At 38.5% G+C, this 12,930-nt stretch carries 10 protein-coding genes; 4 read left to right on the top strand and 6 right to left on the bottom strand.

What is annotated here, in order from left to right; genetic code table 11:
- Positions 1–3: 3 nt before the first annotated feature.
- From rlmD to K2X50_04520, 6 genes are all read right to left on the bottom strand, one after another.
- Positions 4–1,314: a 23S rRNA (uracil(1939)-C(5))-methyltransferase RlmD gene (gene rlmD, locus K2X50_04545; GenBank protein ID MBX9586510.1), complete on the bottom strand. Its 1,311-nt coding sequence runs from the start codon at positions 1,312–1,314 to the stop codon at positions 4–6.
- A 69-nt stretch (positions 1,315–1,383) separates the two neighbouring features.
- Positions 1,384–3,660, bottom strand: a complete 2,277-nt coding sequence (locus tag K2X50_04540; GenBank protein ID MBX9586509.1) for a hypothetical protein — start codon at positions 3,658–3,660, stop codon at positions 1,384–1,386.
- Between the two features lie 295 nt (positions 3,661–3,955).
- Positions 3,956–4,963, bottom strand: a complete 1,008-nt coding sequence (locus K2X50_04535) for an inorganic phosphate transporter (GenBank protein ID MBX9586508.1) — start codon at positions 4,961–4,963, stop codon at positions 3,956–3,958.
- Positions 4,964–5,590, bottom strand: coding sequence for a DUF47 family protein (locus K2X50_04530; protein MBX9586507.1), 627 nt, complete (start codon positions 5,588–5,590; stop codon positions 4,964–4,966).
- A gap of 186 nt (positions 5,591–5,776) precedes the next feature.
- Complete coding sequence (locus K2X50_04525; protein MBX9586506.1) at positions 5,777–7,537, bottom strand: M4 family metallopeptidase; 1,761 nt, start codon at positions 7,535–7,537, stop codon at positions 5,777–5,779.
- Positions 7,538–7,679: 142 nt separating this feature from the next.
- Positions 7,680–9,194 (bottom strand): aldehyde dehydrogenase family protein, encoded by a 1,515-nt coding sequence (locus tag K2X50_04520; GenBank protein ID MBX9586505.1) that lies wholly within the window; start codon positions 9,192–9,194, stop codon positions 7,680–7,682.
- A 206-nt stretch (positions 9,195–9,400) separates the two neighbouring features.
- Between K2X50_04520 and K2X50_04515 the strand changes: the two genes are divergently transcribed.
- The 4 genes from K2X50_04515 (at position 9,401) to K2X50_04500 (ending at position 12,866) form a co-directional block, all read left to right on the top strand.
- Complete coding sequence (locus tag K2X50_04515) at positions 9,401–10,282, top strand: GNAT family N-acetyltransferase (protein MBX9586504.1); 882 nt, start codon at positions 9,401–9,403, stop codon at positions 10,280–10,282.
- 69 nt (positions 10,283–10,351) lie between these two features.
- Entirely contained in the window at positions 10,352–11,287 is a 936-nt protein-coding gene (locus K2X50_04510; GenBank protein MBX9586503.1) for a tubulin--tyrosine ligase family protein, read from the top strand.
- A 384-nt stretch (positions 11,288–11,671) separates the two neighbouring features.
- Positions 11,672–11,962, top strand: coding sequence for a DUF3892 domain-containing protein (locus K2X50_04505; protein MBX9586502.1), 291 nt, complete (start codon positions 11,672–11,674; stop codon positions 11,960–11,962).
- Between the two features lie 406 nt (positions 11,963–12,368).
- Complete coding sequence (locus K2X50_04500; protein ID MBX9586501.1) at positions 12,369–12,866, top strand: hypothetical protein; 498 nt, start codon at positions 12,369–12,371, stop codon at positions 12,864–12,866.
- The last annotated feature ends 64 nt before the right edge of the window (positions 12,867–12,930 follow it).

Genomic DNA, 12,930 nt, shown 5'->3' with positions numbered 1-12,930 from the left:
AATTTATCTCTTAATGAACAACGCCATCGCTTCAACATGGCTGGTCTGCGGGAACATATCCATTACTCCCGCGCTGTGGCAAGTATATCCTAATTCATCCAATTTGGCCGCATCTCGAGCTAAGGTTGCTGGGTTACAGGAGACATACACAATGCGACTCGGTTGCCACTGTACAATCCCTGGTATGATATCGACCGCACCCGTGCGAGGGGGATCCAACAAAACCTTATCATAATGCTGATAATACCAAGACAAATGCGAACTATTTCGACTTAAATCAGCAACGAAAAACTCAGCGTTCGAAATTTTATTTAATCGTGCGTTTTCACGAGCACGTGATACTGATGTTTCAGAACCTTCAACTCCTACTACGGATTTACAAAACCGGGCGATCGGAAGCGTAAAATTTCCGATTCCACAAAATAAATCGAGAGCAATATCAGAATATTTTAATTCTAATAAATCCAATGCTTGCTTCACAATTTGTTGATTCATCACAACATTGATTTGAGTAAAATCGATAGGGTGAAATTGCATTTCTAAATTATAATTCGACAAATGATAAGTTAAACGCTCTGCCCCATCGAATGGCCAAAGACGATTAATCGTTGAAATCCCCTTAGACTGAAGATAAATATGCCACTTCTTGGATCTTCCGAATTCAACTAATTTATTTTTATCATCGTCAGTCAGCGGAACCATATGTCGAAAAATTAATGCGACTGTCTCTTCTGATACAGCAACTTCAACTTGTGGAATTTGATCATAACAATTTAAGCTCTGAATTAAATTCTTTAACACTTCCAGCTGTTGCCCTACAGCAGGATGAAGCACCTCACATTGTGTAATCTCAGCTAAAAAACGCGGATCACGCTCACGAAAACCAACGAGCATCTTCTCTTTTTTAATCACATACTTAACACCTAAACGCGCTTTACTTCGATACCCCCATACAGGGCCGACAAGAGGTGGCAAAGTCACTGAAGGCGTTACCTTCCCGATACGAGCTAACAAGTCGAGGAGCGCTTGTTGTTTATGCTGAATTTGAGCTTCTGGCGCCATATGCTGGAGGGAACAACCACCACATACCCCATAGTGTTTGCACAATGGAGTGACCCGATCTGCTGAAGGCTTTACTACCTGAACGACCTCAGCTTCATCATATTGGCTGTGGCGTTTTGTGATGCGGAATTCCACCTCTTCTCCCACCAAAGCCCCATCAATAAAAATCGCTTTTCCATCGATATGGGCAATGCCTCGTCCTTCATGACTGAGAGTAGATATGGTTGTTCTATGGAGAGAGTCTGTCTTCATTCTGCCACCCAATATGCTGACGTGATAGATAGAGTGACAGTTTAACATACTAGCGTTATCTTTCCATAATTAATCTAAAATTCTCACCATCTCCACTATAGCCGGCATTTCTTTTTCTAGAGATCTCATTGGTGAGGATACCTCTAATGAATCACTCTTGTTTCCACAGTTGAAAAACAATTGAAATCCCCATGAAGACACTGAACCACGAGCGGATGACATTTGTGGTATTTTTTCAGAGTCAATAACTAGCGCATCAGACATAATGATTTTTTCAGGTGCCGGCTCTTTATTAGTGTCAGACTGACTTTTCACTAAAGAATATTTTTGAGATAATTTTATATCCGTCAATCTATCACGCATATCAATTTGAGCCAACATGGAATCATATTTCTTCACTCTAGTATCACGACGTTCGTTAATTACAGTGCTTACGTAATAAGTACCACATAATAATGCTGCCATACCTACGCCTACAAATAAAAATGCTGGGCCCAGCACAAAAGCCATCGCAACACCAAGACCTACCACAATTGGAGCCGTGATACTAAATCCATAGCCAACTACCGCTCTGAATGATTCTTTGAATGCTACAGGTTTTATCTTAAAATCGCTGTGATAGTTCACAGTGTCTTTTGAGTCTTCACCACTCACGTGATTTCTTAAATTTTTGATCAATTCTAGTGTAGACGTTCTTTGGCTTTCAACTTCACTCTGAATATTACCATCGATTAACTTACTAGCTAAAAACCCGTAGAAGGCATCCGCATTTTGCGCATCTGAAAGTTTTGCTCCAATCATTTTTTCAATCAAATGAAAGTCTTTCTTTTTACGATTACTATCTGTATTAGTTAGCAATGCAGTAATATACTCTTTCAATAACTCCCTTTCAGATAATTGAACAACATCTCGCAACCTTTGACTCGACGTCGCCTGCAATTTTTGAATAGCCAAATTATTATTAATTTGTTGAATCTTTTCCCTTTCAAAATGATAATCATGATAGGCGTTAACGATAAATTTTGTTAGAGAAAATAGTGAGAAAACACCCGCAACTATCGCTGGAAAAAGTATTGCGGAAACTCCAACTAAGCCTGCACCACCAATTAGTCCTGTTACTACAGTAACCCCCATAAGAACTGCCCACCATCCAGATACAGTAGCGTTTGATAGAATGAATGGTATATTGAATAAAATTCTCCATGATAGAGAGCCCACCTGATTTTCTGAAATAGGTCTCATGGAATCTTTTACATCGTCAAGCGAAACAGGCTTCATTGATTCTTGCACATCAGAAGAACTCATATTTTTCATTGAGGAAAAACTATTAATAGCCTGATTTTGTTTATAACGCACTTTCTCTTGTTTTAATTTCTCAGAAATTTTTTGGTGACGTCTTTTTTTCATTTCTTGAGTCAGTGTTAAACAACCATAACCAATACCTAGGCCCAACGCCACTAGAAAAACAATTGGGAGTGTCGCACTAAATCCTAAAGCTGCAACAAACGGAATCGCTGCAATAAATCCACTCATCACAACAACAATACTCATCCCTGTCGCATTAGCCATAATAAAATTACCGATTAATCTCAATACTCTACCTACAAATCGTGTATCTTTATCAGCAATAGGTGTGGCTTTTACTTTAGTTTTCAGACCCGCTTCGATTCTTTTTCTTAACTCTTCTCTATTTCCTATGGTAGGATCTTGAATGAATTTCTCCCAGGCCTGTAAATCTTCTTGAGTCGCTTTATTTCCAACAGCACTTCTGAATACATAGTACAACTCCTGCAATTCAAGCTCAGAAAGATTTTTGTTTGAAAGATTCTGCAATGCAGTATTAAATAGACTCGCATTGAAGTCAGCCCATTTGTCTTTAATTTTTTTTCGAGAATTATTATTGTTATTTTTCACAGGCAATTCATTCAAAGCAGATAGCATGGCGCGATGACGTTCAATGACCATTACGATTTTTTTTGTTTCTTTTTCTATTCGATCATCTTCAGCTAGCTTTTCACTTATAACACTGAATACTGAACCCAATAATCGCCAGCTTAAAATCGCTATAATAATTGCAGTCTGACCTTTCAAATGATCTGATGTCACCATTTCAGGAGTCGTTTCACATTTGACAATAAAACTTGCCAATGAACTGACTAAAGTAAAATTATCGTAGCCGTTAACGATTTCAAAACCCAGCGTTGAGAGTATATCTGTGACATCGTTTTGGGAATTGACTTGATCAAGGACGTTTCCGAATTGGACGTTAGCATCACCAGCATTAAACGCATCGGCCTTTTGCTGACCTACCTTTAATAACGCTATGCCTTCTTCACCACGTTTCATAAAGCACCTTTCGCTACTGATCCGTCAAACTCTCTAGTTTGAGCATCCAACCCAAACGCTACACAACCCCTATAGAACTAAGAGTAATGATAACAAACCAAGCTTAAGGTCACATTAACAAAGGATAATTTGAGGCTGTAAATTAATGAATACGTATAATTACATAGGTCGAGGAGGAAAGAATGGGGTAAGATCTAAGATCAATACTTTTGCTTATTCATTATGCCTTATATGAAACATCTATATTTATTGATCTTAGATATGACACAGTTCAGCAGGAAGTGGGCGTAACCCTCTAAAACAGTGGAAGGGAGACCAAGATGATCTTATGGATGATACCCGCTAAGATGGCTGTCGCTGGTATTGTAATGACCCAGGCAACCACGATTTGACGCGCCACCCCCCAGCGAACGGCTGACAGGCGCTGAAGAGCACCTACACCTATGATGGCGCCTGTGATGGTATGAGTCGTTGAAACGGGGATTCCAAGCCCAGTGGCTAGCATCAACGTCATGGATCCACTCAACTCAGCTGATGAGCCTCCAACAGGGTTAAGTTTAGTGATCTTCATGCCCATGGTTTTGACTATTCTAAATCCCCCAAATAGCGTCCCTAAAGCCATGGCTGAATAACAGCTAAAAACCACCCATAATGGAACATGAAAACTAGGTCCAATTAGATTACCTGTGAAAAGGAGCAGCGCAATGATACCCATCGATTTTTGAGCATCATTACCGCCATGCCCCACACTCAATAAGGCCGATGTGACAAGTTGGATTCGCCTAAAAATCGTATCAACCTTTTGTGGGGATTTGTGAAAAAACAAGCGGGTCGAGATAAACATAAAGATAGTCCCTAATATTAATCCTAAAATAGGGGACAAGAAAATTGAAACCACTGTCTTAATAATTCCGGACCAAACTAATTTACTAAAGCCCGCTTTTACGATGGCGGCACCAATCATAGCGCCAATTAATGCATGAGAAGAACTCGAGGGAATTCCGAAATACCAGGTTAGCAAATTCCAAATAATGGCAGCTATTAAAGCAGATAAAATAAATACAGTATTAACAACCTCCACCGAAACAATGCCTGTCCCAATGGTGGCAGCAACATGCAAACCAAAAATAAAAAAAGCTAAAAAATTAAACGCTGCCGACCAAATAACAGCTTGAAACGGCCTCAATACACGAGTAGACACAACCGTTGCAATAGCATTTGCCGCATCATGAAAACCATTCAAAAAGTCAAAAAATAACGTTATTGCAATAGTAATATAGATTAATATAAGCATTGAATTCATTTAGCTATATTCCAAAATAATACCTTCAGCAATGTAGGCAATCATTTGATAGCGATCAGTAATCGACTCCAAAAGCCCATATACCTCTTTCAGTTTTAAAATGGTTTTAAAATCGTCTTGTTTGTCATACAGTTCCGATATACCTGCAATGAGTAAATGATCAGCATTCGATTCGTGCTCTTTTATTTCTCGACATAGAGTCAAAATTTCAGAATGATGTTTTAAGTTCGACAGCATTCGCAGTACCTGTACTACTAGCTTTGCCGCATTTCGACAAACAAGCGCTAACTCTTTCATGATGTCAGGAAAAACATGCAAATGATAATGACTACATCGCTGAGCAGTTAAATTGATAGTATTCACGGCATCATAAATTTCGTTATTTAGGCTGTGGATATCATGTCGGTCAAATGGTGTAATAAAGGTCATGTGCGCTTGAGTAAATAGATTTCTCGCCTCAGATTTGGCCTGTTCTTTTGACTCAGTGATAGCCATAATCGCTTGATCTTCGAATTTGTCTTCATTCACAGCCTTGAGAAAGGTTTCAGACATTTCAAGCAGTAAATCTCCGAGAGTGTTAAACCCATCAAAGAATATCTTCTGCTGTGGCAATAACTTTTTAAGCATATCTATCAATTCTCCCTGACAGCAGTACAAGTAACTGCTTCCCATTAATCAACCCCAAAGCCTCACCCCTAGGTGATCGCGCATCGTTAAGCGCAAGCCGCTTACTCCTTGAATACAGACTCAAGATTTTAACAAAATTCCGCGAGATTTCTACACAATTGTATTGGTTCATACTGGTGCCTAACTTTATAAGCACCCTAATGTCTCAATCCCTACTAAGTTAAAAGCATTCCTGACGGCACCTGTATCATAAGCTAGATCAGACGCAGCTAGCAACGTATAACATGCAGCCTGTTGAAAATCAGTATACTCGTTCCAATAACCATCGCGATTGCACTTTAACATCAAGTTAAACGCTTTTTTGACATCCCAACCCGGTGAAGTGGCTAAAATATAAAAGAAGTGGTTAAAAACACCACTGCCATGATGAACGATAAACCCGTTTATGTCTTCCTCATCCTCGAAATTATTCTTCACAAAGTCTACAAGTTCTATGTAATTGATTGAGCAATTTGAAACGTTTAGATAACAATCCGCAGAAGATCTATCACGGGACGGTCTATCTAAATATCGCATGGCTACGTTAGGATCTGGATTTCTAATGATTGAACTCCCAATATTCCATATCATATCAGCAGTGTGATAATTGGCTGTATAAAGAACGGGAAATTTTTCACGTAAATAAGCATTTGAAACAACCGCTGCCATATCGGAAAATGCTTCATTCAAAGCACCTGACTCCTCATAATATTGAAGATTAGAATGAGTGGCAGTAAAACCATGACTCATCTCATGCCCTACAACATCTAGAGCAACAAAGGGATAAAAACTAATCTTTCCTCGCTCAGTTTTTGAATTAAGCACAGTTGATCCGTCACCGAAATTTATCGTTGCAGAAACAGGATCCCAAAATGCATTTTCCAATGGCTGATGTTTTTGTTTAGTAACATGAACTCTTAAGACAGTTTTAGGCAAATCAAGGACCTTAGTTTGATACCAATCTTGATACATCTTTTGCACAAGATGTCCAAAAAAATACGCATCATCTGCCGGAGAATAAGCCCCATAGAATTGATTCGTATCCCGAACTTCACTATTACATTTATATGAAAAAGGGCGAAGATAACCAATATAATTTGAACTACTCGGATTTGCGCTACTCATATCTACGACAATAAAATTGGAAATTTTATCATCCATAATACATTTAGACGATCGCCCACTAACATCTAATGGGGGTATGCCTGCAACGCCATAATGATATTCTGTTGTTTTTTCATTCCCGCCAGGACCTGTATCTGAAATATTTTTGACATCATTCCACACCCTAATAATTTTATTTCGTTTATTAGGATCTAAAAATGCGTGATAATATATCGGTACTTCATCATCCGCAGAAGCATAAAAACTGACCTCATATAATGGCGACAACTTCTCTTCTTGTTTTTTTATAATCAACTGAACCGATTCGTGATCGAACGACCACTGAATTTCTGAATGTTTTTGTAAAAAATACGCTTTAGTTTCAGACAATGCACGATCTAAACGTTCAGATGTTTTTAATCCTTCTAACTCATCTATACTAAAATTGATCTCATGAATTAATTGCCCGATTACTTTTTTTTCGGGCAACCCTCGTTGAGCAACATGACTATTTTCGTGGATTGTTATTTCACCATCAAGAACTCGAATTCCGTGATAATACTGATAATAAGTCGTGCTGTATTGCTGGGTGTCAGTCAAATACGTTTTTTCATGCTTGATGACCAGAGCATTCTCAGGAATTTTTTGATGTGAAACCGCTCTTTGAGAGAGTGATTGAGGAGATAATATTTGAAAGCCCTGCAGTGATTGATCCGCATTATGATTTAAATAACGATGTACATTATAGGCATTTGATAGTGATGTGTAAAAACAAACTGCAATTAACAATAATAATTTTTTCATAATGCACCTATTTAGAATAAATATCGACACTCTATTCAGCTTAAAAAATTTTAGGTTTTTGCTAATTAACCTTCTCATCAGCCTTAGGTATGCGTAGATCCAATGATAACAGTTTTGAGATCATAGTCTATACAGTAGTGCCCTAGGTAAACATTATGCCCTGTGCCAATGGCAACTCCTGCCCCCCATTAATTGTGTTGGTCTGGCGCCTCATATAGGCTTTCCAACTGTCGGAGCCGGCTTCTCGACCACCGCCGGTGTCTTTTTCTCCACCAAAAGCGCCGCCAATTTCTGCACCCGACGTTCCCACGTTGATATTCGCAATACCACAATCACTGCCAACAGCCGACAAAAATTGCTCCGCACGCATAATGGATTCTGTGAATAATGCTGAGGACAAGCCGTGACTAACTTCATTATGCCATCTAATCGCTTCGTTAAAATCCTGATACGTCATTAGATATAAAATTGGCGAAAATGTTTCTCGATGCACAACCGCCCAATCGTGATGTGCTTTGATGATAGTGGGTTCAACAAAAAATCCCGGTCGATTGATGACATTACCTCCGCACAAAATCTCTCCACCCAAGACCGCAACTTCTCGCAAAGTCGTACTATAACGATCACGCGCGGCTGCATCAATAACGGGTCCCAATAAAGTATTTTCTTGCAAAGGATCACCGATTTTAATTTGCGAATATGCTGACAATAATCCTTGAAGTAATTCATGATAACGACTCTGATGAACAAAAACGCGACGAGTCGTTGTGCATCGTTGACCTGCAGTACCCACTGCACCAAAAACAATAGACGGTATCGCTTTTTTCAAGTCAGCAGTTTCATCAACAATCACCGCATTATTCCCGCTTAATTCTAGCAGACTTCTTCCTAATCTTTCTGCAACCCATACGCTCACTTTACGCCCTACAGCACTCGAACCAGTAAATGAAATTAACGGCAAACGTCGATCACGAACCATTTGTTCGCTTAAATCTAAATTATCCGTGATGAATAAATTAAACACACCTTGAAACCCTTTTTTCTCCATCACATGGTTACACAAGTGTTGAACAGCAATTGCGCACAACGGCGTTTTAGGGGAGGGTTTCCAAACAACGGTATTTCCACACACTGCTGCTAAAAATGCGTTCCAAGCCCACACTGCGACTGGGAAATTAAATGCGGTGATTATGCCCACAGGACCCAAAGGATGCCATTGTTCCATCAAACGATGTTTTGGACGTTCGGAAGGAATTGTTTTTCCGTACAACATACGTGATTGCCCCACGGCGAAATCCGCCATATCAATCATTTCTTGGACTTCACCATCACCTTCAACTTTGATTTTTCCGGTCTCAAGAGAGACCAAGGTTCCTAGATAATCTTTATTTTCTCGTAATAAATCTGCTATAGCTCGTATTATTTCACCGCGTTCTGGAGCCGGAACACTTCGCCACTGCTCAAAAGCGGCCGTTGCACTTGACATTACATGCTCATAATCCTGAGCACTCGCAGAATTGACCGCAGCAATCACCTCTTCGTTAGCAGGATTGATTGACTCTAGCCTGTTACCTGCTTCCGTTTCTGACCACCACCGCGAGCCGGTCGATGTACCCGAATTGATGGGCTTAATACCCAATTCCTGCAAAACTGCCATATAAAACTCCTTTTTTATCCCAGCCAGTCCAATATCAAAGATTCGCCAGTTTAACACCGGCTCGTGGCTAAGGAAAATCATTTGAACTCAAGGTGTTAGAATATTTTCCTTTCACGCACCCCTACCAACGAGAACCCGTCTGCATTGCAAAACACCCCAAACATTGCTATTTTTATAACTGAGACAAACGACTTTAAGAAGTGAATATGAGCGCATTGAAACAACTGACCAAAGTAAGCAAGCTTGGGAAAACCGAGTTGCGAGAAATCCGCAAACTTGTTGATATCTGTAAGAAAGCCGACGGTTTTGAAACAAAATTTTACTACAACATACTTAAAGATCGTCGCATCCCAGAATTCGATGATTTCTTTTATTATCTAAACGGTAATCTAGTCGGATACCTCGCTATTTTTTGCTTTAAAGAAAACGAAGCCGAAGTCAGCGCTTGTGTTCATCCCAAAAATCGTCATCAAGGAATTTTTAAACGTTTATTTGAAGAAGCAGTCGATGAATTACGTCGACGTGGCATTCAAGATGCCTTGTTGTTGGTTCAACACGGATCTGAACCTGCAGAAACAATTTGTAAACATTACAATGCTACTTTTGCACATGCCGAACTTGAAATGACATCAGAACGTTTCGTAGAAATTCCTGATTTACCTCTAGTTGAACTTCGTGATGTCACTAAAGATGATGCCATGGAATTAGCACGCATCGACGCAGCCGGTTTTGACACTGACTTCAATAAAATGGTTTATCGCTTTTTAAGTGGTATGAAAGAAAAAGATCGCACGGTATGGATGGCAACTCACAACGGTGAAAATATCGGAAAAGTACACGTTCGTTTTGATGATGATGGAAGAGGCTATATTCACGACCTCTGTGTGCCACCAGAGCATCGCCGCAAAAAATATGCAACATCTATGGTTCAAGCGTGTTTAATTAAAATGAAAAAAATGGGCTTCAGAGGAATTTATCTTGATGTTGAAGGCTCCAATCCTAACGCAATTCAACTCTACTCAAAGTGTGGTTTTGAAATTTCTGCGACTCATGATTTTTGGCGTTACACAACGGCGTCGCGAGTGTAAGGTGTCAGATCTAAGATTAACACATCCCTCACTCCTCCGAGTATTGACCTTAGATCTAACACTATTGCTATGAAACAGCAAACATTCCACTTCACAATTCAAGACCCAACTCGCTTTAACATTCGAAAAAACCTATTATTAAAGAGCTTCACGGAAGTAAAAGAAGGAGAAAACGCCAATTTTTCTGATCTAAATATTGGCGCAAATGATATCGCATTACAGAAACTAGAATATAAAAACTTACTTGCCAATTTATTACACAAAGCAAATTGTTTTTTCGCGCCACCAACCTATGCCATCAACGATAGTAATTTTGCACAAGTGCTTACACTGTTACAGAAAAAATATGCTAACAGCGATTACACCTGGATTTACAAGCCCGCAACTCTCAACAACGGTCAAGGTATTAAATTATTCGCACACATAGATGATATTGTTCTGCATTACCAAACACAGCAACGCTTAGGTGGCGATTTTGTCATTCAGCAATATATTGACAACCCAAATTTACTCGATGGCCACAAATATACACTTCGACTCTACGTGATCCTAACAAACTATGCAGGCTACCAACTGTATGAGCACGGCTACTATAATATAGGCCGACAAAAATACCCTGGTAAAAAAAATTTCAGTGATTTAAGTGCGCATCTCACCAACGAACATCTGACAGAACCACTACCCAACGTCATCCAAATGCCCACCAGTATCGTCCCCGAATTTCATATGCTAATGCCACAAATTAAATCGATTGTAGACCAAACCATGCGAGCCTTTGCCCAATCAACCCCAGAATATTTCGCACCCGCCCAACATAAAGCCTTCGACATTCTCGGCTTTGATTTCCTTCTCGACAACACCCTGCAACTCTGGCTCTTAGAAATTAACCATGGCCCCTGGTTCCCAACCACAGAACCCCATAATTTGCAGCAGCATTTGTTCAATGCGTTCTGGCAATATCTAGTCGATGATTTTGCAATTCCAATTGCCACTAACCAGCACTAACCAGGCGTCGCGTCTTGAGTTATTATAGGTTTTGCAAATTCGCTATTAATTTTATTCTATCTTGCCAGTATATTCATTTAGCATTAATGTTTATACATTTTTTGCATCTTCTTCAGTAAGTAGTTATCAGATGTATCGCTACTCATTAAATATGATTGATGCTCTCAAATCACAAGAGTTGTTAGCTTTTTAGAAGAGAGAAAGTATTAGATCTAATATCAGTGCTTCGATATATTTAGCAGTTAACAGATCGAGTATTGATTATAGATCTGTCCTCTTCTTATAACATCTTTCCGTTTTTTATACGCTATAATGACATTGTTACTAATATCTTTTGAGTAACCGAAGCTCATATTTCTGTAGTAAACAAAGGAGGTCATTTCAATGGCTACTGCATTCCAGGTTACATGTATAAAAAGAGATAAACCTAGTTTACTAGGTATCCGTAAAGGACCCATATCACATATTGGTGGTGTTTCTAATGGCCTGATATGGAGACATACAACTCAGGAAGCAATAAATAACATCCTCCATGGATATTACTCATATTTTGTAGAGGTTAATTCTACTATTGCTAAAGTTGAAGTCGCTACAAATAATGGAATTATGTACTTAAAAACTAACAAAGATGGGCATTTAACAGATAATCTGTCGTCTTTACCGGAATGCCCATAAATGATGCTTGAAGAATAAAACATAGCGTCAACTCTTGAATTGTTATAGGTTTTGCAATTTCAGTATTAAATTTGTTATATCAAACCTGTGTTTTAATATATTATTAGCGGTTACAGATGATTACATCTTCTGCACTAACTAAGTAATCAGATGTGTAACTACTCAATATTATGATTGCTGAAGAAACAATATTAGACTAGCTTGACTGTGAAGATTCAATAGGCGACCCGCTTGTTTGATAAACTCATATAAAAATTCTAAATTTTAAATGGAACAATTCTGTTTCTGAATAATACAACTTGTGTTTTCAATAAAATATTGAAGTTTGCCTAAATTATTAATATGTACTATATATGAATATGAAAGGATGAATTAATTTCTGGGTTATTTTTAAAGGGGTCAAAAAATGTTTAAATTTAGAATTGAAAAAAAGGAGAATTACGATTCAGGCTATGATATGATTTTTCCTGAGAAAATTGATAAAATAATAAATGAAAAATATTCTGAATCTGCAGACTATACTCGAATATTATCTGAAATATGTAGAAAGATGGCTTTTGCAGTGGGATCTGTCTATTGGTTTTTGTGGAGTTATTTTCAAATACAAATTTTTATTGTTATTTTCGGATTTTTTTCACTACTTCTTTTCTTTGCTTTAGATGCCGTTCAATATTACAATGGATACAAGAACTGTGAAAGACAAGCTAAGAGATTTGAAAAAAACAGAGATCGAAACCATAATACTGAGGAGGATTATGAGGATGATCTATATTTTCATGACCCCATTGATTTACCTTTTTGGCTTAAATTAATATCTCTCTCGCTTGCTTTTGTTTTGTTGATAATCGGTTTTTTTATAGCTATATATCAATGTTTATATGTTGGTATCTGTTACCCTAAATAGAGATTTTTTGAAAGTTCTCTATAATCTCTTCAGCATTTCTTGAAGAATGGGACCAGGTCTAACA

The sequence above is a fragment of the Gammaproteobacteria bacterium genome (assembly GCA_019748175.1).
Classification (GTDB): Bacteria; Pseudomonadota; Gammaproteobacteria; order JAIEPX01; family JAIEPX01; genus JAIEPX01.
The sequence above is the reverse complement of the archived record's forward strand: the minus strand, read 5'-3'. Positions and strand labels throughout refer to the sequence as shown.

Bases quoted from the DNA above. Each gene is read 5' to 3' on its own strand.
- rlmD (MBX9586510.1), bottom strand. From the start codon at position 1,314: ATGAAGACAGACTCTCTCCATAGAACAACCATATCTACTCTCAGTCAT.
- K2X50_04540 (MBX9586509.1), bottom strand. From the start codon at position 3,660: ATGAAACGTGGTGAAGAAGGCATAGCGTTATTAAAGGTAGGTCAGCAA.
- K2X50_04535 (MBX9586508.1), bottom strand. From the start codon at position 4,963: ATGAATTCAATGCTTATATTAATCTATATTACTATTGCAATAACGTTA.
- K2X50_04530 (MBX9586507.1), bottom strand. From the start codon at position 5,590: ATGCTTAAAAAGTTATTGCCACAGCAGAAGATATTCTTTGATGGGTTT.
- K2X50_04525 (MBX9586506.1), bottom strand. From the start codon at position 7,537: ATGAAAAAATTATTATTGTTAATTGCAGTTTGTTTTTACACATCACTA.
- K2X50_04520 (MBX9586505.1), bottom strand. From the start codon at position 9,194: ATGGCAGTTTTGCAGGAATTGGGTATTAAGCCCATCAATTCGGGTACA.
- K2X50_04515 (MBX9586504.1), top strand. From the start codon at position 9,401: ATGAGCGCATTGAAACAACTGACCAAAGTAAGCAAGCTTGGGAAAACC.
- K2X50_04510 (MBX9586503.1), top strand. From the start codon at position 10,352: ATGAAACAGCAAACATTCCACTTCACAATTCAAGACCCAACTCGCTTT.
- K2X50_04505 (MBX9586502.1), top strand. From the start codon at position 11,672: ATGGCTACTGCATTCCAGGTTACATGTATAAAAAGAGATAAACCTAGT.
- K2X50_04500 (MBX9586501.1), top strand. From the start codon at position 12,369: ATGTTTAAATTTAGAATTGAAAAAAAGGAGAATTACGATTCAGGCTAT.